We start from the raw sequence: 21,329 nt of genomic DNA, 5'->3' as shown, positions 1-21,329 counted from the left end.
CCTGACAACGGGTCGTACATCTGCACCCGGGCGCTTGGCGGACTCAAGCCACGAGGTCATAGTCCGCCCCTGTCACGCGTATATGACCGGGAGCGGCCCACCGGATGACCCAATGAGTTTCGCCCTCGAGGCTACCGGAGTCAGCAAGGCCTACGGGACGGTCAAGGCGCTGGACGGCCTGACGCTGGAGATTCCGCGCGGCGGGATCTTCGGCATCCTGGGCCCCAACGGCGCCGGCAAGAGCACCCTGTTCCGCATCGTGCTGGGACTGGTCCGGCCGACGCTGGGCGAGACGCGCCTGCTGGGCGCGCCGGCCGGCGACATCAAGGCCCTGCGGCGGATCGGGGCGGTGATCGAGACCCCGCGCTTCCTGCCCTGGCTGACCGCCCGCGACACCCTGAAAATGCTGGCCCTGGAGTCCGGTGAAACGTCGCCCGACATCGACGGCTGGCTCGCACGCGTCGGTCTGACCGAGGCCGCCGACCGCAAGGTCAACGGCTACTCCGTCGGGATGAAGCAGCGGCTGGCGCTGGCCGCCGCCCTGCTGACCAAACCCGAGGTGCTGATCCTCGACGAGCCGACCAGCGGCATGGACCCGGCCGGCATCCTCGAGATCCGCGCCCTGATGCGCGAACTGGCCGACCGGGATGGCGTGACCATCATCCTCGCCAGCCACCAGCTGGACGAGGTGCAGCGCGTCTGTGACGCGGTCGCCATCCTCGACCGCGGCAAGCTGGTCGCGGGCGGGCGAGTCGACGCCCTGACCGGCATCAACGAGCGCCTGCGGCTGCTGGCGACGCCGGTCGCGAAGGTGCTGGAGATTCTGGGGGCCAGGGGCAGCGCGGACGGCGAGCATGCCGTGTTCGCCGCAATCACCCGCGCCGAGGCCCCTGCCCTGATCAAGGCCCTGACCAAGGCCGATGTCGAGATCACCGAGGCCCGCTGGATCGGCGGCGACCTGGAGAAGGTGTTCCTCAGCCATACGGGAGAGACCCATGCTGGCTGACGCCTTCGCCGCCGAGCGGCTGCGCTTCTTCAAGGCGCGCGGGACGCTGTTCTGGAGCCTCTGCTTCGTACCGATCATCAGCGTCCTGATGGGGCTGTTGCAGGGGTTCACCCTGCGCATGGTCAACATCAAGGCCTCCGCGCAGGGCGCGCGCGACCTCGACCTGATCCGCACGCCGGTGGCGTTCCTGGAACAGGCCGTCGACGCCGTGTCCGGGTCCAACTTCTTCATCATGCAGCTGTTCTTCCTGATCGCGGGCTCGGCGATCCTGGCCGGCGACTATCGCTGGGAGACCTGGCGGTTCCTGACCCCGCGCAACACCCGCACCAACCTGCTGCTGGCCAAGCTGGCGACGTTCGGGCTGGCCACGGTGATCGGCCTGGTCCTGCTGGCGATCGGCGGCATGCTGGCCGGCCTGGTCTCCGCGGGCCTGACCGGCGGTCCGGTCACCTGGGCCAAGCCCGAGGGCTACACCCTGACCCAGTTCGCCGGCATCTTCGTCATCGCCTGGCTGGAGATGATGGCGCTGGGCGCGCTGGCGGCGGTGATCGCGGTGGCGACGCGCGCGGGCCTTGCCGCGCTGCTCGTCCCGGTCGGCGTGTGGATCTTCCAGGGCTTCTTCGTCAGCCTTGTGTCCAAGGGCTTCGAAAGCCAGCTGCGGCCGCCGCTGCAGTATATGGCGAGCCTGCCTGTGCTCGACGCCGACCTGCTCAAGGCCGCCCTTACCCCGGCCGCTGAACTGGGAACGGCCGGACCGGTCAACTGGCCGGCGGCGCTGGCCGCCCTGCTGGCCTGGATCGTCGGCCTGACCGCCCTGGCAGTGTGGCTGTTCAAGCGGCAGGACCTGACGCGGGAGTAGGAGAATGGCCGAGCCGCCGGCCCTGCCTGCCGCGCATGTCGTCTCCGTGACGGCCGGTCCGTCGACCTTCCTGCTCGACTCCGCATGGGCGTGGCCGGTGCTGGGGGTCTTGCTCGGCATTGCCTGGTTCGCGTTCAGGCTGCTGGCGAAGCGTAAGGCCAGTTAATCCTGACTATCCGATGACGGCGTCAGGCCCGGCAGGCCGTCGATCGACACCGCATTGGACTCGAAGCGGCGCGCCGCCCATTCGTCGTGCGGCCGGGCGTCGACCCAGCGGCGGAGCTGGTCGCGTTCGCCCTTGTAGTCGAAAAACGGGACGCCCCAGCCGCAGCTGTCCGACACGCGGTCGATCCGGATGGTGATGACGGCCCGGGCGCGCTCGAAGGCGGGGAACAGCTTCATCTGATCGGCGAAGCCCGGCGCGTCGAAGGCGCAGGTCTCGCCGCGTCCGTAGATCCGCACGATATTCGCCGCCCCCTCGAAGGCGCAGAACATCAGGGTGATCCGGCCATTCTCGCGCAGATGGGCATGGGTCTCGATGCCGGAGCCGCCGAGGTCGAGATAGGCGACCGTCCTGGAATCAAGGATCACCAGGCTGTCGTAGCCCTTGGGCGAGACATTGACCGACCCCTCGGCCGACAGGGGCGCGGTGGCGACAAAGAACAGCTTCTGCCGGCGGATGAAGCCGACCAGCGCCTCGTTCAGTTCGTCATAGACGGCGCTCATTCGCCCCTCCCCTGTATCGCCGCCGATCATGGCGGGCGCCGGGTCTGGCGGCAAAGCAAAAGGCCCCGGATCGCTCCGGGGCCTTTCAGTATCCTGGGCCGCTTGCGCGAGGCCTATTCGTCGCTGGAGAAGTCCTGGACCGGACCGGAGTCCTTGCCCTTTTCCTTCGGATCGCGATCGACGAACTCGATGACCGCCATCGGGGCATTGTCGCCGTGACGGAAGCCGGCGCGCAGGACGCGGATGTAGCCGCCGTTGCGGGCCTTGTAGCGCGGGCCGAGCACGGCGAAGAGCTTGCCGACCTGCTCGATGTCACGAACCTGGCTGATCGCCTGACGACGGGCGTGCAGGTCGCCGCGCTTGCCGAGCGTGACCAGCTTTTCGACGATCGGGCGCAGTTCCTTGGCCTTCGGCAGGGTGGTGACGATCTGCTCGTGCTTGATCAGGCTCGCCGACATGTTGGCGAACATCGCCATCCGGTGAGCGGTCGTACGACCCAGTTTACGGTGTGCTTTACCGTGACGCATGTTGGTCTCTCCTGGGCCTCAGCCCGCAGTGTTGTCACCCATCCCAGCCTGTTTCCCGCCTGGGTCAGAACGAAGCGCCGGGGCCCTCGACCGCTGTTGCGGCGTCTTTGGGCCCCGGGCCCACCTTGCGGTCGGCCCGGGAGATAGCGCGGAAGGCTTTGGTCTAGATCTGGTCTTCGAACTTCTTGGCCAGATCTTCGATGTTTTCCGGCGGCCAGTTCGGCACGTCCATGCCGAGATGCAGGTTCATGCCCGCGAGCACTTCCTTGATCTCGTTCAGCGACTTGCGGCCGAAGTTCGGGGTGCGGAGCATCTCGGCTTCGGTCTTCTGGATCAGGTCGCCGATGTAGACGATGTTGTCGTTCTTCAGGCAGTTGGCCGAACGGACCGACAGCTCCAGCTCGTCGACCTTCTTCAGCAGCGCCGGGTTGAACGGCAGCTCCGGCTTCGCTTCGCCGTCGGTCTTGGCCTTGGGCTCTTCGAAGGTGATGAAGATCTGCAGTTGGTCCTGCAGGATGCGGGCGGCGTAGGCCACCGCGTCCACCGGACCGACGGCGCCGTTGGTTTCGACTTCCAGCACCAGCTTGTCATAGTCGAGCGACTGACCCTGACGGGTCGGCTCGACGCGATAGGCGACGCGCTTGACCGGCGAGTACAGGGCGTCGACCGCGATCAGGCCGATCGGGGCGTCTTCCGGACGGTTCTGCTCCGACGGGACGTAGCCCTTGCCGTTGTTGACCGTGAACTCCATGCGCACGTTGGCGCCGTCGTCCAGGGTGCAGAGCACGTGGTCGGGATTGAGGATCTCGATGTCCGAGGGGACTTCGATCTGGCCGGCCGTCACGACGCCGGGGCCGGTGGCCCGCAGGGTCATGCGCTTGGGGCCTTCGGAGTGCATCCGCAGGGCCAGTTGCTTGATGTTGAGGACGATGTCGACGACGTCCTCACGCACGCCTTCCAGCGAGGAGAACTCGTGAACCACGCCGTCGATCTGGACGGCGGTCACGGCCGCGCCTTGCAGGGAGGAGAGCAGAACGCGACGCAGCGCGTTGCCGAGCGTCACACCGAAACCACGCTCGAGAGGTTCAGCGACGATGCGCGCCTTGCGGCTCGCGTCGGCGCCGGTCTCGATCATCGGCTTTTCGGGGCGAATGAGCTCGTTCCAGTTTCTTTCGATCACGGGCGGATGTCCTTGGAACGCGTATTCGCCGGCCGCGATACGCACGGCCGGCGACGGGAGGGGCAGCTAATTGAACTCAGACTCGCCGACGCTTGGGCGGCCGGCAGCCGTTATGCGGAATCGGGGTCACGTCACGAATGGTCGTGATCGTCATGCCGGCGGCCTGCAGCGCGCGCAGGGCCGACTCACGGCCTGAACCCGGGCCGGAGACGTTCACTTCCAGGGTCTTCACACCGTGCTCGGCGGCCTTCTTGCCGGCGTCTTCGGCGGCCATCTGGGCAGCATAAGGGGTCGACTTGCGCGAGCCCTTGAAGCCCATCGCGCCGGCGCTGGACCACGAGATCGTGTTGCCCTGGGCGTCGGTGATGGTGATCATGGTGTTGTTGAACGAGGCGTTCACGTGCGCCACGCCCGAGGTGATGTTCTTGCGTTCGCGCTTCTTTACGCGAGCCGGTTCCTTGGCCATCGAGGCTCTCTCTTACTTCTTCTTGCCGGCGATCGGCTTGGCCGGACCCTTGCGGGTGCGGGCGTTCGTATGGGTGCGCTGACCGCGGACCGGGAGGCCCTTGCGGTGACGCAGGCCGCGGTAGCAGGCCAGGTCCATCAGACGCTTGATGTTGGTCGACGTCTCGCGGCGCAGGTCGCCCTCGACGGTGAAGTCCTTGTCGATCGCTTCGCGGATCTGGAGGACTTCGGCGTCGGTCAGCTGGTTGACGCGACGCGCGTCATCGATACCGACCCGGGCGACGATGTCCTTCGCCGAGCGCTGGCCGATGCCATGAATGTACTGAAGCGCGATCACTACGCGCTTGTTCGTCGGAATATTGACGCCTGCGATACGGGCCACGCCTAATCTCTCTTTTATCGCGCCCTGTAGGACGCACGCGCAAAATGAAACGCGACAATCACACCGGCTCTAAGCTTGCACTTCGAGCCGACGCGGGAGTCGCGCCTTTCGCGGAAGCGCACCGTTATAGGGATCGTTGCGCTTCCGTCAATGCCGGAAAAGGTTGATTTCCAACCTATCCGGCTTAGTCCGTGATCGTCTCCAGCGCGGACCGGATCGCGGCGGAAACCGCCTCCATCGAGCCCATGCCGTCAACGGCTTTAAGTTTTCCCTGCCCTTCGTAGTAGGGCAGCAGCGGGGCCGTCTGGGCATTGTAGGCGCCCAGGCGGGTCTTGAAGGTCTCCGGATTGTCGTCCGGACGACCCTGTTGTTCGAATCGGCCGGTAACCCGTTCCAGAAGGACCGGCTCATCGACCAGAAGGCGCAGCACGACGTCGATCTTCGTCCCGCGACCCGCGAGCATCGAATCGAGCGCCTCGGCCTGGGCCACGGTCCGCGGGAAACCATCGAAGATGGCCCCGCCCGCGGCTTCCGCCTCCGGCAGTCGCTCCTCGATCAGGGCGATGACGATCTCGTCCGAGACCAGGTCACCCCGCGCCAGAACGCCCTTCACCCGTTCGCCGAGCTCCGAGCCCGACGCGATCGCCGCCCGCAGCATGTCGCCGGTCGAAAGCTGGACCATGCCCCGCTCATCAACAAGCCGCTTGGCCTGGGTGCCCTTGCCGCACCCTGGCGGACCGAACAGGATCAGGTTCATCGGTAGTCTCCCCTCGCCCCGGTCTTCCGCCGGTGCGCCGCCCGAAACAACGCTACTTACGGCCACCCCGAAGCTTCGACTTCTTGATCAGGCCCTCATACTGGTGCGCCAGCAGGTGGGACTGGATCTGGGCGACGGTATCCATGGTCACCGAGACCACGATCAGGATCGAGGTCCCGCCCAGCGCGCGGGTCGACTCCGGAGCCCCCATGAAGCTGATCAGGAACTCGGGCAGCAGACAGACCGCAGCGATGTAGGCCGCGCCGATGACCGTCAGGCGGGTCAGGACGTAGTCCAGATACTCCGCCGTCCGCTTGCCGGGCCGGATGCCCGGCAGGAAGCCGCCGTACTTGCGCAGGTTCTCGGCCGTGTCGTCAGGATTGAACACCACCGAGGTGTAGAAGAAGCAGAAGAAGATGATCAGGCCGCCGTAGAAGACCATGAACAGCGGCTGGCCATGCTGCAGCTGCCCGACCACCGTCGGCAGCCACTGCATCCAGGCCGGAAGGTTGGCCGCGGCCACGAAGCCCATCACCGTCGCCGGCAGCAGGAGCAGGGACGAGGCGAAGATCGGCGGGATGACGCCCGAGGTGTTGATCTTCAGCGGCAGGAAGGAGCTTTCGCCACCGACCATGCGGCCGCCGCGCTGCTGCTTCGGATACTGGATCAGCAGCCGGCGCTGCGAGCGCTCCATGAACACGATGGCCAGGATCACGCTCACCGCCAGGAACAGCAGCGCAAACAGCTGCCAGGCCGCGATCGCGCCGACCTGGACCTGCTGCAGCAGTTGCCAGACGCTGCGCGGCAGAACCGCGACGATGCCGGCGAAGATCAGCAGGCTGATGCCGTTGCCGACGCCGCGGCTGGTGATCTGTTCGCCCAGCCACATCAGGAACAGCGTGCCGCCCATCAGGGTGACGACCGTCGAGACGATGAAGAACATCGGCGCGATGTTCGGATCGACCAGGCCCTCGCTGCGGACAAGGCCGAAGGCGATGCCCGTCGCCTGGACGAAGGCCAGGACCACGGTCAGATAGCGGGTGTACTGGTTGAGGGTCTTGCGACCCGCCTCCCCGCCTTCCTTGCGCAGCTTTTCCCAGGGCGGATAGACCGTCCCGAGCAGTTGCACGATGATCGAGGCCGAGATGTACGGCATCACGTTCAGGGCGAAGATGGCCATGCGCTCGACGGCGCCGCCCGAGAACATGTTGAACATGCCAAGGACGCCCGCGCTCTGGCCCTCGAAGGCTCGCGCGAACTGGACGGGGTCGATGCCCGGAATCGGAATGTAGGTCCCGAGGCGATAGACGACCATCGCGATCAGGGTGAAGCCGATGCGCTTGTGCAGCTCCGTCGCCTTCTGGAAGGCGCCGAAGTTGAGGTTTGCGGCTAGCTGCTCAGCGGCCGAAGCCATGTAGTTCCCCGCGACTCTTTAAAGGAGCGTCACAAATAGGGACGGCGCCGGGTGTTGTCACCGGGCGCCGCCTGTCTGCGTCAGGCTTCGGCTTCAACCTTGGCCGGGCGGGTCAGCGTCAGCTTGCCGCCGACCTTCTCGATCGCCGCCTGGGCGGTGGCCGAGGCGTGATAGACGGTGATCTCGATCTTCGAGGTCAGCTCGCCCTTGCCCAGCAGCTTCACGCCGTCGAGCTTGCGGCGGATAACGCCGGCGGCGACCAGGGCGTCGGCGTCGATGGCCTTCTTGGCGTCGAGCTTGCCGGCGGCGATCGCCTGCTCGAGACGCCAGAAGTTCACTTCCACCAGCTTCTTGGCGAACGGATTGTTGAAGCCGCGCTTGGGCATGCGCATGTGCAGCGGCATCTGGCCGCCTTCGAAGCCGCCGAGGGCGACGCCCGAACGGGCCTTCTGGCCCTTCACGCCGCGACCGGCGGTCTTGCCCTTGCCCGAGCCCGGGCCGCGGCCGACGCGCATGCGGTTCTTGGTGGAGCCTTCGCGCGGGGCGAGTTCGTTGAGCTTCGTCATCTTGAGTGCCTCTCCTTGGAGATCTGGCGCCCGGACCAGGTCCGGACTCGGCTTTGCAGAAATAGAGTCCGCCCGTCCTGCGGTTTGCGGGACGGGCGGCGCTCTGTAGCGGGTTTAGTCGACCACTTCCACCATGTGGGCGACCTTGGCGATCATCCCGCGGATCGACGGGGTGTCTTCCAGGACGCGGGTGCGGCCGATCTTGTTCAGGCCCAGACCCGAGAGGGTCGCGCGCTGGTCGCCCTTGCGACGCAGCGGGCTGGCCGTCTGGCGGACGGTGACGGTTTTCTTCTCAGCCATGTCTAGCCCTCGATCGAGTCAGGCGCCGAAGCGCCGTCGGCCCGACGACCCAGAACGTCGCTGACCTTCTTGCCGCGCTTGGCGGCGATCTGGCGGGGCGAGGACTGGGCCTTGAGCGCCTCAAACGTGGCGCGGACCATGTTGTAGGGGTTCGACGAACCGGTCGACTTGCCCACGACGTCCTGGACGCCGAGGGTTTCGAGCACGGCGCGCATCGGACCGCCGGCGATGACGCCGGTGCCCGGAGGCGCCGCGCGGACCATCACCTTGCCAGCGCCCCAACGGCCGTTGCCGTCGTGGTGCAGCGTGCGGGATTCGCGCAGCGGCACCCGGATCATCGTCTTCTTGGCCTCTTCCGTCGCCTTGCGGATGGCTTCCGGCACTTCACGCGCCTTGCCATGACCGTAGCCGACGCGGCCCTTCTGGTCGCCCACCACCATCAGGGCGGCGAAGCTGAAGCGACGGCCACCCTTAACGGTCGCGGCGACGCGGTTGATGTGCACCAGCTTCTCGACGATGTCGCTGTCAGCGCGATCGTCGGTCGGGGCGTTGCGGTCCCGGCGGTTCCGGCCTTCGCCGCCACCACCACCACTGCGGGGTTCACGAGCCATCTGCTGGTTCCCTTAGAAGTTCAGACCGGCTTCACGCGCGGCATCCGCCAGCGCCTTGATCCGACCGTGAAAAATGAAGCCGCCGCGATCGAACACGACGTCCTTGACGCCCTTTTCGATCGCCCGTTCGGCGACGAGCTTGCCCACCCGGGCGGCGGCGTCCTTGTCGCCACCCGAGACCGCCTTGTCGCCTTCCAGCGACGAAGCAGAAGCCAGGGTCACGCCGCGTTCGTCGTCGATGATCTGGGCATAGATGTTCTTGCTCGAACGGAAGACCGACAGACGCGGACGGCCGTTCGACAGCGCCTTGAGGCGCGTGCGCGTACGCTGGGCGCGGCGCACATGGGATTCGCGAGGAGAAAGCGCCATGACTACTTCTTCTTGCCTTCCTTGCGACGGACCTTTTCGCCCGCATACCGCACGCCCTTGCCCTTGTAGGGCTCAGGGGGACGGATGCGGCGGATCTTGGCCGCGGTTTCACCCACCAGCTGCTTGTCGATGCCGGCGATCTTGACTTCGGTCTGCTTGGGCACCGCGAAGGTGATGCCCGACGGCGCGATGATGTCGACGTCGTGGCTGAAGCCCAGCGCCAGCGAAAGGTCGGAACCCTTCAGCGCGGCGCGATAGCCGACGCCCACGAGTTCGAGCGTCTGCTCGAAGCCCGTCGTGACGCCCTGGACCATGTTGGCGACCAGCGTGCGGGACAGACCCCACATCGAACGGGCGCGCTGGCTGTCGCTGGTCGGGGTGAGCGAAAGCTCGCCGTCTTCCAGCTTGACCACGATCTCTTCGACGATGGTCCAGGCGAGTTGGCCCTTGGGCCCCTTCACGGTGACCGTCTGGCCTTCGAGCGTGACGGTGACCCCAGCGGGGACCGGCACGGTCTTCTTTCCAATGCGGCTCATATCAGTAGACCCTGCAGAGCACTTCGCCGCCGACATTGGCGTCGCGTGCGGCGGTGTCGGACATGACGCCCTTCGGCGTCGACAGGATCGAGATGCCCAGGCCGTTCTTGATCGGCTTGAGATCCTTGATCGACGAGTAGACCCGGCGGCCAGGCTTGGACACGCGGGAGATCTCGACGATCACGGGCTCGTTGTCGAAGTACTTGAGCTCGATCTCGAATTCGGGGAACGCGCCGGGCTTCTCGACCAGCGAGTAGCCGCGGATGTAGCCCTCACCGGCCAGCACGTCGAGGACGCGCGCGCGCATCTTCGAGGCCGGGGTGGAGACTTTCGCCCGCTTGCGCATGGCGGCGTTCTTGATGCGGGCGATCATATCGCCAATGGGGTCGTTGACCATGTGACAGACCCTCCCTTACCAGCTCGACTTGACGAGGCCGGGGATCAGACCGGCGGAGCCAAGCTCACGCAGGGCAATCCGGCTCATCCTCAGCTTGCGATAGTAGGCGCGCGGACGACCCGTCACCTCGCACCGGTTACGGATGCGATTGGGGGCGGAGTTCCGCGGCAGCTTCGCGAGCTTGAGTCGGGCATCGAAACGTTCTTCGAGCGGCAGGGTCTCGTCGTTGGCGGTAGCCTTCAGCGCAGCGCGCCTGGCGGCGTACTGCTTGACGAGCTTCTTGACCATCTCGTTACGGTTGACGGCGCTTTTCTTGGCCATGAGTTCTTTCCTTCCCGTCCGTTACGCGGTGAACGGGAACTGGAATTCCTTGAGAAGCGCGCGCGCTTCGTCGTCGGTCTTCGCAGTGGTGCAGACGATGATGTCCATGCCCCAGATCTGATCGATCTGGTCGTAATTGATCTCCGGGAACACCAGGTGCTCCTTCAGGCCCATGGCGAAGTTGCCACGTCCGTCGAAGCTCTTGCCGTTGAGGCCCCGGAAGTCCTTCACCCGCGGAAGGGCGATGGTGATCAGGCGATCGAGGAATTCATACATGCGGTCGGCGCGCAGGGTGACCTTGGCGCCGATGGTCATGCCTTCCCGGATCTTGAACTGGGCGACGGACAGGCGGGCCTTGGTTCCAACGGGCTTCTGGCCGGCGATCGCCGCCAGATCCTTCATCGCCGTCGCGGCCTTCTTGGAGTCCGCAACCGCTTCGCCGATGCCCATGTTCAGGACGATCTTGTCCAGCTTGGGGACCTGCATCTCGTTGGAATAGCCGAACTGTTCCTTCATCGCGGCGCGGATGCGCTCGCGATAAATGGTCTTCATCCGGGGTTCGTAAGCTTGATCAGCCATTGATCGCCTCGCCCGTGGTCTTGGCAAAACGCACCTTCTTGTCGCCGTCCATGCGGAAGCCGACGCGGGTGGGTTTGCCGTTGGAATCGACGATGGCGACGTTCGAGACGTGCACCGGCGCTTCCTTGTGTTTGATGCCGCCCTGCGGGTCCGCCTGGGTCGGCTTGGTGTGGCGCTGGACCATGTTGAGCCCGCCGACAACAACGCGTTCTTCCTTGGGGAGAACACGCACAACGTTGCCGGACTTGCCCTTGTCCTTGCCGGTGAGGAGGACGACTTTATCGCCCTTCTTGATCTTGGCCGCCATTACAGCACCTCCGGCGCGAGGGAGATGATCTTCATGTGGTTCTTGGCGCGCAGTTCACGGGGAACCGGGCCAAAGATCCGCGTGCCGATCGGCTCCGCCTGCTTGTTGACGATCACCGCCGCGTTCTTGTCGAACCGGATGACCGAGCCGTCCTTGCGCTTGATGGCCGAGGACGTGCGAACGACGATGGCTTGCAGCACATCGCCCTTCTTCACGCGGCCGCGCGGAATGGCTTCCTTGACGGAGACAACGATCTTGTCCCCGACGTGTGCGTAGCGGCGCTTGGCGCCGCCAAGCACCTTGATGCACATGACCCGGCGTGCGCCCGAATTATCGGCGACTTCCAGGTTAGTTTGCATCTGGATCATGGCTTAATACCTTCCAGAAACTAGCTGACGGCCTTGGGAAGGACTTCCCAGGTCTTCAGTTTGGACTTCGGCGCACATTCGACGATCTTGACGATCTCGCCGGCCTTGTGGGCGTTGGCTTCGTCATGCGCGTGATACTTCTTAGACCGGCGGACGGTCTTCTTCAGAAGGGGGTGCAGGAAGGTCCGTTCGACCTTCACGACCACCGTCTTGTCGCCCTTGTCGGAGACGACCACGCCTTCAAGAATACGTTTGGGCATATCGGTCTCCTTACGCCGCTTTCTTGGCGCGCAGCACGGTCTTGATCCGCGCGATGTCCTTGCGGATCTCGTTCACGCGGTGGGTCTTTTCCACCTGGCCGGTCGCCGCCTGGAAGCGCAGGTTGAACTGCTCTTTCTTCAGGTTCAGCAGCGCTTCGGCCAGCTGGTCGGGCGTAAAGCCCCGAACTTCATCGATCTTCATCTCAGTGCTCCGCGGCCTGGCCGGAGTCGATCCGGGCGACGATGCGCGTCTTGATCGGCAGCTTGGCGGCGCCAAGCTTCAGGGCGTCACGCGCGATATCGTCGGCGACGCCGTCGATCTCGAACATGATGCGGCCGGGGTGAACGCGAGCGGCCCAGTAATCGACGGCGCCCTTGCCCTTGCCCATCCGGACTTCGGCGGGTTTGTCGGAAACCGGCAGGTCCGGGAAGATCCGGATCCAGACGCGGCCCTGACGCTTCATGTGGCGGGTGATCGCGCGGCGGGCCGCTTCGATCTGACGCGCCGTGATGCGCTCCGGCTCAACAGCCTTGAGGCCGTAGGAGCCGAAGTTCAGCAGGGCGCCGCCCTTGGCGGTTCCGTGGATCCGGCCCTTGAAGGCCTTCCGGTACTTGGTTTTCTTCGGTGACAGCATGACAGTTACGCCTCAGCTCCACGACCACGGTCGCGGCGCGGGCCGCGGGGTCCGCGATCGTCACGGTCACGTCCACCACCTTCGCCGGCAGGGCCGGATTCAGTGGCCAGGCGCTTGTCCAGCGCCATGGGATCGTGGTCCAGCACTTCGCCTTTGAAGATCCAGGTCTTCACGCCGATGATGCCGTAGGTGGTTTTCGCTTCCGCGAAGCCGTAGTCGATGTCCGCACGCAGGGTGTGCAGCGGAACGCGACCCTCGCGGTACCATTCCATCCGCGCGATTTCGGCGCCGCCCAGACGACCCGAAACGTTGATCCGAACGCCCTTGGCGCCCAGACGCATGGTCGACTGCATGGTGCGCTTCATGGCGCGACGGAAGGCGACGCGGCGCTCGAGCTGCTGGGCGATGTTCTCGGCCACCAGCTGGGCGTCGGTCTCGGGCTTGCGGATCTCGACGATGTTCAGGTGAACCTCGACGCCGACCATGGACGCGATGTCCTTGCGCAGCTTGTCGATGTCCGCGCCCTTCTTGCCGATGATCACGCCAGGGCGCGCGGCATAGATGGTGACGCGGCACTTCTTGTGCGGACGCTCGATGATGATCCGCGAAATGCCGGCCTGGTACAGGCGCTTCTTCAGTTCACGACGGACCTTGATGTCCTCGTGAAGAAGGCGACCGTACTCCTTGCCGTCGGCGAACCAACGGCTGTCCCAGGTGCGGTTGATGCCGAGCCGAAGCCCGACCGGATTGACTTTCTGACCCATCAGGCGGCCTCACCCAGTTCGCGAACCACGATGGTGAGTTCGCTGAACGGCTTCTCGATACGCGACGAGCGGCCCCGCGCACGGGCGGAGAAGCGCTTCATCACCAGGTTCTTGCCCACGAAGGCCTCCGACACGACGAGCGAGTCGATGTCGAGGTTGTGGTTGTTCTCGGCGTTCGAGATCGCGCTGTAGAGCGCGGCCCGGACATCCTTGGCGATGCGCTTGTGGCTGAACTCAAGTTCGTTCAGCGCGCGCTGCACTTTCAGGCCGCGGATCGACTGGGCCACGAGGTTGAGCTTCCGGGCCGAGGTGCGCAGCGTGCGCAGCTTGGCCTGAACCTCAGTTCCTGGCAGTCGACGGGCTTTCGCTTTCTTCGACATGCTACTTCCTCTTGGCCTTCTTGTCGGCCGCGTGACCCGGGAAGTTCCGCGTCGGGGCGAATTCGCCGAGCTTGTGGCCGACCATGTCTTCCGACACGGAGACGGGCACGTGCTTGAGGCCGTTGTGGACCCCGAACACCAGACCCACGAACTGCGGCATGATGGTTGAACGACGCGACCAGGTCTTGATCACATCCTTGCGGCCGGAGGTTTGCGCGGTCTCTGCCTTCTTCAGCAGGTAACCGTCGACAAACGGGCCCTTCCAGACTGAGCGTGTCATGGCTTAACGGCCCTTCTTCGCTTTATGGCGCGACCGGATGATGAACTTGTCCGTGGCCTTGTTGGTGCGGGTCTTGGCGCCCTTGGTCGGCTTGCCCGCCGGGGTCACCGGGTGGCGGCCGCCGGAGGTGCGGCCTTCGCCGCCGCCGTGCGGGTGGTCGACCGGGTTCATGGCGACGCCGCGGACGTGCGGGCGGAAGCCCATGTGACGCACGCGGCCGGCTTTGCCGAGAACCTGGTTCATGTGGTCCTGGTTGGACACCGCGCCGACCGTGGCCATGCAGGTGTCCAGAACCATGCGGAGCTCGCCCGACCCGAGACGGATCTGGGCGTAGCCGCCGTCACGGCCAACCAGTTGAGCGTAGGCGCCGGCGGAGCGGGCCATCTGGCCGCCCTTCAGGGGCTTGAGCTCGACATTGTGAATGATCGTGCCGATCGGCAGACCGCTCAGCGGGGCGGCGTTGCCCGGCTTCACGTCGACCTTCTCGGAGGCGATGACTTCGTCACCGACCTTCAGGCGCTGCGGGGCCAGGATATAGGCCAGCTCGCCGTCGGCGTACTTGATCAGGGCGATGAAGGCCGTCCGGTTCGGATCGTACTCCAGGCGCTGAACAGTCGCGGCGACGTCCCACTTGCGACGCTTGAAGTCGACCATACGGTAGAGGCGCTTGGCGCCGCCGCCGCGGAAGCGGACCGCGATACGGCCACCGCCGCCACGACCGCCCGACTTGGTCAGACCTTCGACCAGCGACTTCTCCGGGCGGCCCTTGTGGAGCTCGCTGCGGTCGATCAGCACAAGGCTGCGGCGACCGGGAGACGTCGGATTGTAATGCTTCAGAGCCATCTCTCTAGAGCCCCGTCGTAATGTCGATCGACTGGCCGTCGGCCAGGGTCACGATGGCTTTCTTGACGTCGGACCGATGTCCGACGCGACCGCGGAAGCGCTTGGTCTTGCCCTTGACGTTCAGGGTGTTGACCTTGGTCACCTTGACCTTGAACAGCGCTTCGACCGCGGCGGCGATCTCGTCCTTCGTCGCGTCGTCGGCGACCCGGAAGACGACCTTGTTCTGTTCAGACAGATAGGTCGCCTTTTCGGTGATCACCGGAGCGAGGATGGTGTCGTAATGGCGAGCGGTGACGGACATTACGCGGCTTCCTTCTGAGCGAAGCGAGCCGAGATGCCATCAACGGCCGACTTGGTCAGGACCAGGGTCCCGCGGCGCAGCACGTCATAGACGTTCAGGCCGGCGTTCGGCAGCACATCGATGTTCGGGATGTTGCGAGCCGCCAGCTTGAAGTTGGCGTTCACTTCCGGCCCGGCGATGATCAGGGCGTTCTTCAGACCCATCTTGTCGAAGGTGGCGCGCAGGGCGGCCGTCTTCGGATCGGTCAGCTCGGCGGAGTCGATGACCAGCAGCGAACCCGACTTGGCCTTGGAGGACAGCGCATGGCGCAGGGCCATGGCGCGGATCTTCTTGTTCAGGCCGAACTCGTGGCTGCGGACGACAGGGCCGTGGGCCTTGGCGCCGCCGACGAACTGGGCCGCACGGCGCGAACCGTGACGGGCGCCGCCGGTGCCCTTCTGCTTGTACATCTTCTTGCCCGTACGAGAGACCTCGTTGCGGACCTGGATCTTGTGGTTCCCGGAGCGGCGCTTGGCCAGCTGCCAGGTGACGACGCGCTGAAGGATGTCCCCGCGGATATCGTCGATGCCGAAGATGGCATCGTCGAGATCGACCGAACCGGCCTTGGCGCCGTCAAGCTTGATGACGTCGAGTTTCATTATTCTGCGCCCTCTTGCGTGGCTTCGGGAGCCTCGACTTCGGCAGCGGCGGGTTCCTCGGCCGGGGCCGCGGCGACAGCCGCTTCACCCGACTTGCGGAAAGCGCCCGGACGCGGCAGGTCGGCCGGAGCGGCCTTCTTGATCGCGTCGCGGATCTTGACCCACGAATTCTCGGTGCCGGGGACGGCGCCCTTGATCAGGATCAGGCCGCGCTCGACGTCGACCTTCCAGACCGTGAGGTTCATGGTGGTGACGGTTTCCTGACCCAGGTGACCGGCCATCTTCTTGCCGGCGAAGGTCTTGCCCGGATCCTGACGCTGACCGGTCGAACCGTGAGCCCGGTGCGAGACCGAGACACCGTGCGTGGCGCGCATGCCGCCGAAGTTCCAGCGCTTCATGGCGCCGGCGAAGCCCTTGCCGACGGTGGTGCCGGTGATGTCCACCTTCTGGCCGGCCATGAAGTGGTCGGCGGTGAACTCGGCGCCCACATCGATCATCGCGCCTTCTTCGATCCGGAACTCGGCCACGACCCGCTTGGGTTCGACCTGAGCCTTGGCGAAGTGGCCGCGCATGGCGTTGGGGGTGTTCTTCGGCTTCTTCGCGCCGGCGCCGAGCTGGAGGGCGGTGTAGCCGTCCTTCTCAACGGTGCGCTGGGCCGTCACCTGGCAGCCGTCGAGGCTGAGAACGGTGACAGGCACGTGCTGGCCGGTTTCATCGAAGAAACGGGTCATGCCGAGCTTGCGGGCCAGGAGACCGGTACGTTGTGCGGGGAGAGTCATTGTCGTTACGCTCCCTACAGCTTGATCTCGACGTCCACACCGGCGGACAGGTCGAGCTTCATGAGCGCGTCCACGGTCTGCGGGGTGGGGTCGACGATATCCAGCACGCGCTTGTGGGTGCGGATTTCGAACTGCTCGCGCGACTTCTTGTCGACGTGCGGCGAGCGGTTGACGGTGAATTTCTCGATGAGCGTGGGCAGGGGGATCGGCCCCCTGACGGTGGCGCCCGTGCGCTTGGCCGTATTCACGATCTCGCGTGTGGAATGATCCAGCACGCGGTGATCGAAGGCCTTGAGCCGGATGCGGATGTTCTGACGATCCATATCGCTCGTGTTTCCCAAAGGGCGACCTGAAGGGGTGGCGCCCGCGTGCTTCAAACCATTTCAAAGACCAACTCGACGTCACCCCCCGAGGGGATGGGTCGAATACGTAGTCCGCAAAAACGAATGTGGTCCACGCGGACATCCGCGAGGACCTGCTCCCCGACCGCGATTTTCCTTTGGTGGAAAGCCATAGGTCGGTTCGTTCCGCGGGCCGCGTCTGCACCGAAGTGCACTGCCGGTCCAACAGAGCGGCGGGTATTACGGCAGCGACTCGGAAACGTCAACCCGGCAAGGGGATAGAATGTCATCGGCGGTCGTTTGCAGGCGCATTCGACCGGATCGGGCGGAGCCTTACGGCCACATCGGCGTTTGAATTCAGCGACCGCGCGCAAAGCCGGTCGTAACGACCCGCTGCGCCGTCGCGTCCCCCCCGGCAAGAGACGGTGCAACGACAAAGCCCCGGAGCTTCGCGCTCCGGGGCTTCCTTGTTTTCAGCCTCCAGGTGGCGGAACTCCTGCCGACCGGCGCCCTTGGAGGGACAGCACCGGCTGGAGGCGGGCTAGCCCGCGCCCGGCTCGTCCGCGAACGACGAATACGCAGACCAGCCGGGGAGTTCCGCACAACCACAGCCTAGTGGGCGGTGGCCGGCGGCGTATCCCCTGTTCGGGGGGTGTTGGTTCAGTCGCCCGCGTCGATCGGCCCGACGATCACCTCGCCGGAGCCCGCGACCTTCTTGCTGATCGCGCCGGTAACCCGGAGCACGCGCACATCGCCGGAACCCGCGATCTTGGCGCTGACGCTTTCCGCCGGGCCCATGACGGTCACATCGCCCGACCCGGCGATCGAGACGGCCACCGCGCCGACGTCGCCGCCGCGCACGGTGATATCGCCCGAACCCATGATGTTGGCCGCGATCGCACCCGACACCGACGCCGCCTGGACGTCGCCGGATCCGGCGATGTTGACCGCCAGGTCGCCGCCGATCGCCGCGGTCGCGACGTCGCCAGACCCGGCGATGTTGATCGAGACGGAGCCGGCCGTGCCGACTGTGGTGTCGCCCGAGCCTGCCTGGTTGATCTTCAGTTCGCCCGCGACGTTGCCGACCGTCCAGTCGCCGCAGCCGGCGTTGGACAGCTCCAGACTGTTGCTGCGGCCGACGCTGCCGAACACCGCGCCGCCGCCGGCGACCTTCGCGTCCATCGGCACGCGGACAACGACCTGCGGCAGGGCGTCCCAGCCGTACGACTTGCCGCGGACCGTCACCGTGGCTTCGCCGTTGATCGTGCGGCAGTTGCGGATCGCGTTGCGGATCAGATCGCCGCTGACGATCGTCTTCCCGCCGTCGACGCGCACCGTCAGGGGCAGGCCGGGGTTGGTGGTCAGGAACTCGACCTTCACGTCGGCGCGGTCCTCGGGAATGACCACGACGCGGGCGACCGCGTCCTTGAACTCGACGGAAGCGGCCTGGGCGGCGGTGGCGCCCAGAAGCGCCGCGGCCGCGACGCCCAAAGTCAGGATAGCGCGCATCGGATAGTCTCCCCTCAATGCGATGTGTCGGGGGACGCTATGCCCGGGCGGCGGCCGGAGCAGCTTAATTCGAGGTCATGACAGAGGTGTCATGGAGCGCCTGCCCGTCAGGCGCCCCCCGCCCGGGCCAGCAGCAGCGTCTCGGACTCATCGTCCGACGGCAGGAAGGCCTCGATGCGCAGGCCGTCCAGCGCGGCGCCCATCGGGGTCGCAAAGCCCGTCGTGGTGGGTATCAGGCCCAGTTCGCGGCTCTGCGACAGGAACCGCACCTCGCAGAGCGGCTCGGGCGAGGAAGCGCCCTCCCCCGCGATCAACTGATCGATGTCCGGAAGCGCCAGGAGGTCGCGCAGCGCCGCCCGGACCGGCCCATCCTGCGGCGCATCGGCCGCCTCCCGCCGGGCGCGGGACAACAGCGCGAGGGCCCAGGCCGGCCAGTTGACGATGTGCCGGCGCAACTCGTCCGGCGCCAGGAACAGCTGCATCAGGTTCATCGGCCTGGCCATGCGGGACTCGCCGAGCATGAGCCGGACCAGCCGCTGGGCGGCGTCGTTTGCGGCGAGCACCGTCCAGTCGCGGTCGATGACGAACGCCGGCCAGGGCTCGTGGCGCGCGAGGATCAGGGTGATCGCGCGCCGGGCCTGGGCCATCTCCGGCGCCGAGAGGTCTTTCTCTACAGACATGGGATGCGGTCAGGCCGCCGCGCGTTTCTCCGCGCCGAGTTCAAAGCTGCGCTCAATGTCCTTGATCCGGTTCTCCACCAGACTGGCCTTCTTCATCGCCAGTGAACAGGCCCATAGCGCCGCGCGCGCCGCCATCGGCGTGCGATGCATCGGCGCGGGCGACAGGCCCCACCGGCGCAGCACGCCGTTGGCGAAGTGGGCGCCGCGGGTCATCCGCGTGTCCCAGGTCTGGAAGTCGAGCGACAGGGAGACATTGAACTCGCCGAGATTCTCGACCCGGTGCGGCGCGTACAGCGGCCAGGTCACGGCCTGCCCCGCCTCGAGGTCGACCGTCCAGGCGTTGGCGTCCATGCCAAGGTTGTAGGGAAGCTCCTCGGTGGTCGTCCGCATGATGGTCTGCTCCATGCCGGCCTGGGGCAGATGGGCGTCATCGGGCGGATAGACGAACAGGCGCTTGCGGCCGCGCAGGTGGAACAGCACCACGCCGGCCGCGTCGAAATGATAGGGCACCTTCGTCGTCGGCGAGGACAGGATCAGCTGGCCGGTGGTCTTGATCGGCCGCAGGTTCAGCTGGTCGGTCAGGCCGGCGAAGCTCCGCGCGACGGGCTCCCAGAGATCGGGGTGGGCGTCCTGGACGTCGCGCAGGTTGACCCAAAGTCGACCCGCCTTGATCTCTTCCAGCAGCGTTGCGCCGTCGGCCCGACCGCGGGAACCGGTCGCCAGGCTGACCTGACCCTCGGCGTCGTAGCTGTAGGCGTTGATGTCGAACAACGGCTCCGGATAGTGATCCAGCAGGGTCGCCAGCGCCTGGTCGGTGGCGAGGCCCAGACCGGCGACATCATGCGAGAAGACCAGGGGTTCGGACGGCAGCGGCATGATCGCCTCTTTCTAGACGTTCAGCAGGGTGAGCAGGCCGACGCCCGCGCGGGGCGCCGAGACGCGGCTCATGACGGTGGAAACGGCGGCGGCGACGCCGCGCATCCGGCCCGCGACAGTGGTCTCGCAGGCGTCGATGGCGGCCCAGCGGCGGCGGACACTGACCCCCAGCGGCGCGCGGCCCAGGGCTGCGCCCGCCGTCAGAGCCGGGCCGGCGCCGACCATCGCCAGCGCGGCCTCGATCGCGGTGTTGAATCCCGCCCTGTGGACCACGCCTTCGAGCACCGTCTGCTCGCGGTTGCAGGCGTACTTCTTGTAGGGCTCGCCGGCGAAGCCGTAGTCGAACAGCTGGAACCCCTCGGCGGCGCCCAGGCGCATGGTCTCGAGGCTGAGCAGGATGCCGGGCGAATACCGCGATGTGCCCGCCTCGTAGGCCGGCAGCCAGAAATGATAGTTGTCGCCCGCATACAGGCCGTATTCGAAGGCGATCGGCCGCCCACCGGCGCGCAGCACGGCCAGCCGGACGCCAAAGCCGGCTTCGCCGGCCATCGGCAGCGCCCGCAACAGCTCCGCGGTCCAGCCGCAGGCGAAGATGTCATGGCGCCCGGAGCGATTGAACTGGTCGCGCTTGAGCGTCAGCAGGCGGGTCAGGGCCGCCGGATCGACGCCATCGAACGACACCGTCAGGGCGCCGTGGTCGCGCTCGAGCGAGCGGCGCGCCCGGTCCTTGTCGCGGAAATACTTGCGCCAGGCGTCGCGGCGTTCGGCGTCATAGGCCGCCCAGCCCTGCGACAGATCGGCCTGCAGGGTCTGGCGGCCGAGCACCCCCTCCCCCTCGCCCGGACCCGTCCAGCCGTTGACGGCGAGACTGGCGGTGCCCAGCAGCCCCGGAAGATCCTGCAGGGCCGGCGCAAAGCCGGGCCGGGCGATGACGCCGTGATAGTCGTTCAGGGGCGCGCCCAGAGGCTGAACGCGCGAGCCGCGACGCTGGTGCGGGAAGAAGCCGACGATCTCGCCGCCCTGATGGATGAGGGCGACCGCCGCGCCGGGCGCGACCTCGCCCGCCACGCGGGTAAAGGCGGGATGGAAATAGGGCGAGGCATAGCGGGCGTCAGCCTGGATGAAACCGGCCCACAGACCGATCTCCTCGGGCGTGAGTTCGCCCGGCTTTACGGTCTCTACGGAAAGGCCGCGTCCCACTTCGGAACCCCCAGTCTGCGTCCTTGGTGACGAGAGCAAAGGCCGCACCAACGCGCGGAGGATGAGGGCGACTGGCAAAGGTCGGGTTAAGCGAGCCATAGAAAAAGCCCCCCGGCGTTTCCACCGGGGGGCTCGATCTTGTGGTTCAGCGTGCGCTGAGGCCGGCGAGTAAA

General features: G+C 66.2%; 35 protein-coding genes. 3 read left to right on the top strand and 32 right to left on the bottom strand.

Annotation, left to right across the window (positions count from 1 at the left end; genetic code table 11):
* Positions 1 to 112: 112 nt before the first annotated feature.
* Genes AC3WJT_RS12105 through AC3WJT_RS12095 form a run of 3 tightly spaced genes read left to right on the top strand, consistent with a single transcriptional unit; the run spans position 113 to position 2,031 of the window.
* Positions 113 to 1,006, top strand: coding sequence for an ABC transporter ATP-binding protein (locus AC3WJT_RS12105; RefSeq protein ID WP_492343376.1), 894 nt, complete (start codon positions 113 to 115; stop codon positions 1,004 to 1,006).
* Positions 996 to 1,865 carry an ABC transporter permease subunit gene (locus AC3WJT_RS12100; protein ID WP_492343375.1) on the top strand — a complete coding sequence of 290 codons (870 nt, stop codon included), beginning with the start codon at positions 996 to 998 and terminating at the stop codon, positions 1,863 to 1,865. Before AC3WJT_RS12105 ends, AC3WJT_RS12100 begins: the two co-directional genes overlap by 11 nt.
* A 4-nt stretch (positions 1,866 to 1,869) precedes the next feature.
* Positions 1,870 to 2,031, top strand: a complete 162-nt coding sequence (locus AC3WJT_RS12095) for a hypothetical protein (protein WP_492343374.1) — start codon at positions 1,870 to 1,872, stop codon at positions 2,029 to 2,031.
* Here the strand turns inward: AC3WJT_RS12095 and AC3WJT_RS12090 are convergent.
* The 32 genes from AC3WJT_RS12090 to AC3WJT_RS11935 all read right to left on the bottom strand — a co-directional run bounded on the left by AC3WJT_RS12090 (position 2,028) and on the right by AC3WJT_RS11935 (position 21,156).
* Entirely contained in the window at positions 2,028 to 2,591 is a 564-nt protein-coding gene (locus tag AC3WJT_RS12090; RefSeq protein WP_492343373.1) for a pyridoxamine 5'-phosphate oxidase family protein, read from the bottom strand. The genes AC3WJT_RS12095 and AC3WJT_RS12090 overlap by 4 nt on opposite strands.
* A gap of 113 nt (positions 2,592 to 2,704) precedes the next feature.
* Entirely contained in the window at positions 2,705 to 3,118 is a 414-nt protein-coding gene (rplQ, locus tag AC3WJT_RS12085) for a 50S ribosomal protein L17 (RefSeq protein WP_492343372.1), read from the bottom strand.
* Between the two features lie 163 nt (positions 3,119 to 3,281).
* Positions 3,282 to 4,298 (bottom strand): DNA-directed RNA polymerase subunit alpha, encoded by a 1,017-nt coding sequence (locus AC3WJT_RS12080; protein ID WP_488901148.1) that lies wholly within the window; start codon positions 4,296 to 4,298, stop codon positions 3,282 to 3,284.
* A 76-nt stretch (positions 4,299 to 4,374) separates the two neighbouring features.
* Positions 4,375 to 4,764, bottom strand: coding sequence for a 30S ribosomal protein S11 (rpsK, locus tag AC3WJT_RS12075; protein WP_007662706.1), 390 nt, complete (start codon positions 4,762 to 4,764; stop codon positions 4,375 to 4,377).
* Positions 4,765 to 4,776: 12 nt separating this feature from the next.
* On the bottom strand, positions 4,777 to 5,145 hold the full coding sequence (gene rpsM / locus AC3WJT_RS12070) for a 30S ribosomal protein S13 (RefSeq protein WP_492343371.1): 369 nt from the start codon (positions 5,143 to 5,145) through the stop codon (positions 4,777 to 4,779).
* Positions 5,146 to 5,329: 184 nt separating this feature from the next.
* Positions 5,330 to 5,902 carry an adenylate kinase gene (locus tag AC3WJT_RS12065; protein WP_492343370.1) on the bottom strand — a complete coding sequence of 191 codons (573 nt, stop codon included), beginning with the start codon at positions 5,900 to 5,902 and terminating at the stop codon, positions 5,330 to 5,332.
* A 52-nt stretch (positions 5,903 to 5,954) separates the two neighbouring features.
* Positions 5,955 to 7,316 carry a preprotein translocase subunit SecY gene (gene secY / locus AC3WJT_RS12060; protein WP_492343369.1) on the bottom strand — a complete coding sequence of 454 codons (1,362 nt, stop codon included), beginning with the start codon at positions 7,314 to 7,316 and terminating at the stop codon, positions 5,955 to 5,957.
* Between the two features lie 80 nt (positions 7,317 to 7,396).
* Entirely contained in the window at positions 7,397 to 7,882 is a 486-nt protein-coding gene (gene rplO / locus AC3WJT_RS12055) for a 50S ribosomal protein L15 (protein WP_492343368.1), read from the bottom strand.
* 114 nt (positions 7,883 to 7,996) lie between these two features.
* Positions 7,997 to 8,182 carry a 50S ribosomal protein L30 gene (rpmD, locus tag AC3WJT_RS12050; protein WP_492343367.1) on the bottom strand — a complete coding sequence of 62 codons (186 nt, stop codon included), beginning with the start codon at positions 8,180 to 8,182 and terminating at the stop codon, positions 7,997 to 7,999.
* A 2-nt stretch (positions 8,183 to 8,184) separates the two neighbouring features.
* Positions 8,185 to 8,793, bottom strand: coding sequence for a 30S ribosomal protein S5 (gene rpsE, locus AC3WJT_RS12045; protein WP_492343366.1), 609 nt, complete (start codon positions 8,791 to 8,793; stop codon positions 8,185 to 8,187).
* Positions 8,794 to 8,805: 12 nt separating this feature from the next.
* Positions 8,806 to 9,162 (bottom strand): 50S ribosomal protein L18, encoded by a 357-nt coding sequence (rplR, locus tag AC3WJT_RS12040; protein ID WP_492343365.1) that lies wholly within the window; start codon positions 9,160 to 9,162, stop codon positions 8,806 to 8,808.
* Between the two features lie 2 nt (positions 9,163 to 9,164).
* On the bottom strand, positions 9,165 to 9,698 hold the full coding sequence (gene rplF / locus AC3WJT_RS12035; protein WP_492343364.1) for a 50S ribosomal protein L6: 534 nt from the start codon (positions 9,696 to 9,698) through the stop codon (positions 9,165 to 9,167).
* Between the two features lies 1 nt (position 9,699).
* Complete coding sequence (gene rpsH / locus AC3WJT_RS12030) at positions 9,700 to 10,095, bottom strand: 30S ribosomal protein S8 (RefSeq protein ID WP_492343363.1); 396 nt, start codon at positions 10,093 to 10,095, stop codon at positions 9,700 to 9,702.
* Between the two features lie 15 nt (positions 10,096 to 10,110).
* The gene (gene rpsN, locus AC3WJT_RS12025) at positions 10,111 to 10,416 is read right to left on the bottom strand and encodes a 30S ribosomal protein S14 (protein WP_492343362.1); all 306 of its coding nucleotides are present in this window, start codon (positions 10,414 to 10,416) and stop codon (positions 10,111 to 10,113) included.
* Positions 10,417 to 10,437: 21 nt separating this feature from the next.
* Positions 10,438 to 10,995 (bottom strand): 50S ribosomal protein L5, encoded by a 558-nt coding sequence (gene rplE, locus AC3WJT_RS12020; RefSeq protein WP_492343361.1) that lies wholly within the window; start codon positions 10,993 to 10,995, stop codon positions 10,438 to 10,440.
* Positions 10,988 to 11,302, bottom strand: coding sequence for a 50S ribosomal protein L24 (gene rplX, locus AC3WJT_RS12015; protein WP_492343360.1), 315 nt, complete (start codon positions 11,300 to 11,302; stop codon positions 10,988 to 10,990). Before rplX ends, rplE begins: the two co-directional genes overlap by 8 nt.
* The gene (gene rplN, locus AC3WJT_RS12010; protein WP_487298383.1) at positions 11,302 to 11,670 is read right to left on the bottom strand and encodes a 50S ribosomal protein L14; all 369 of its coding nucleotides are present in this window, start codon (positions 11,668 to 11,670) and stop codon (positions 11,302 to 11,304) included. The genes rplX and rplN overlap by 1 nt, the downstream gene beginning before the upstream one ends.
* A gap of 20 nt (positions 11,671 to 11,690) precedes the next feature.
* Positions 11,691 to 11,930, bottom strand: a complete 240-nt coding sequence (rpsQ, locus tag AC3WJT_RS12005; protein ID WP_488901161.1) for a 30S ribosomal protein S17 — start codon at positions 11,928 to 11,930, stop codon at positions 11,691 to 11,693.
* A gap of 10 nt (positions 11,931 to 11,940) precedes the next feature.
* Positions 11,941 to 12,132: a 50S ribosomal protein L29 gene (gene rpmC / locus AC3WJT_RS12000; protein ID WP_488901162.1), complete on the bottom strand. Its 192-nt coding sequence runs from the start codon at positions 12,130 to 12,132 to the stop codon at positions 11,941 to 11,943.
* Position 12,133: 1 nt separating this feature from the next.
* Positions 12,134 to 12,565: a 50S ribosomal protein L16 gene (rplP, locus tag AC3WJT_RS11995; RefSeq protein WP_492343359.1), complete on the bottom strand. Its 432-nt coding sequence runs from the start codon at positions 12,563 to 12,565 to the stop codon at positions 12,134 to 12,136.
* A gap of 5 nt (positions 12,566 to 12,570) precedes the next feature.
* Positions 12,571 to 13,329 carry a 30S ribosomal protein S3 gene (rpsC, locus tag AC3WJT_RS11990; protein WP_488901164.1) on the bottom strand — a complete coding sequence of 253 codons (759 nt, stop codon included), beginning with the start codon at positions 13,327 to 13,329 and terminating at the stop codon, positions 12,571 to 12,573.
* Positions 13,329 to 13,709, bottom strand: coding sequence for a 50S ribosomal protein L22 (gene rplV / locus AC3WJT_RS11985; RefSeq protein WP_492343358.1), 381 nt, complete (start codon positions 13,707 to 13,709; stop codon positions 13,329 to 13,331). The genes rpsC and rplV overlap by 1 nt, the downstream gene beginning before the upstream one ends.
* Before the next feature lies 1 nt (position 13,710).
* Entirely contained in the window at positions 13,711 to 13,989 is a 279-nt protein-coding gene (gene rpsS, locus AC3WJT_RS11980) for a 30S ribosomal protein S19 (RefSeq protein ID WP_492343357.1), read from the bottom strand.
* 3 nt (positions 13,990 to 13,992) lie between these two features.
* Positions 13,993 to 14,832 (bottom strand): 50S ribosomal protein L2, encoded by an 840-nt coding sequence (rplB, locus tag AC3WJT_RS11975; protein ID WP_492343356.1) that lies wholly within the window; start codon positions 14,830 to 14,832, stop codon positions 13,993 to 13,995.
* 4 nt (positions 14,833 to 14,836) lie between these two features.
* Positions 14,837 to 15,133 (bottom strand): 50S ribosomal protein L23, encoded by a 297-nt coding sequence (locus AC3WJT_RS11970; protein ID WP_492343355.1) that lies wholly within the window; start codon positions 15,131 to 15,133, stop codon positions 14,837 to 14,839.
* Positions 15,133 to 15,771: a 50S ribosomal protein L4 gene (gene rplD / locus AC3WJT_RS11965; RefSeq protein WP_492343354.1), complete on the bottom strand. Its 639-nt coding sequence runs from the start codon at positions 15,769 to 15,771 to the stop codon at positions 15,133 to 15,135. Before rplD ends, AC3WJT_RS11970 begins: the two co-directional genes overlap by 1 nt.
* A complete protein-coding gene (gene rplC, locus AC3WJT_RS11960; RefSeq protein ID WP_492343353.1) occupies positions 15,771 to 16,550 on the bottom strand; it encodes a 50S ribosomal protein L3 in 780 nt (259 codons plus the stop codon). Before rplC ends, rplD begins: the two co-directional genes overlap by 1 nt.
* Positions 16,551 to 16,564: 14 nt before the next feature.
* Positions 16,565 to 16,873: a 30S ribosomal protein S10 gene (gene rpsJ, locus AC3WJT_RS11955; protein ID WP_004616952.1), complete on the bottom strand. Its 309-nt coding sequence runs from the start codon at positions 16,871 to 16,873 to the stop codon at positions 16,565 to 16,567.
* A gap of 678 nt (positions 16,874 to 17,551) precedes the next feature.
* On the bottom strand, positions 17,552 to 18,400 hold the full coding sequence (locus tag AC3WJT_RS11950) for a GIN domain-containing protein (RefSeq protein ID WP_492343352.1): 849 nt from the start codon (positions 18,398 to 18,400) through the stop codon (positions 17,552 to 17,554).
* A gap of 107 nt (positions 18,401 to 18,507) precedes the next feature.
* Positions 18,508 to 19,080 (bottom strand): MmyB family transcriptional regulator, encoded by a 573-nt coding sequence (locus tag AC3WJT_RS11945; protein WP_492343351.1) that lies wholly within the window; start codon positions 19,078 to 19,080, stop codon positions 18,508 to 18,510.
* Positions 19,081 to 19,089: 9 nt separating this feature from the next.
* A complete protein-coding gene (locus tag AC3WJT_RS11940) occupies positions 19,090 to 19,956 on the bottom strand; it encodes a cupin-like domain-containing protein (RefSeq protein WP_492343350.1) in 867 nt (288 codons plus the stop codon).
* 12 nt (positions 19,957 to 19,968) lie between these two features.
* Positions 19,969 to 21,156: a GNAT family N-acetyltransferase gene (locus tag AC3WJT_RS11935; RefSeq protein WP_492343349.1), complete on the bottom strand. Its 1,188-nt coding sequence runs from the start codon at positions 21,154 to 21,156 to the stop codon at positions 19,969 to 19,971.
* Positions 21,157 to 21,329 lie beyond the last annotated feature (173 nt).

The sequence above is a fragment of the Caulobacter sp. FW305-C-30-S16 genome, from assembly GCF_058783025.1.
The sequence above is the reverse complement of the archived record's forward strand: the minus strand, read 5'-3'. Positions and strand labels throughout refer to the sequence as shown.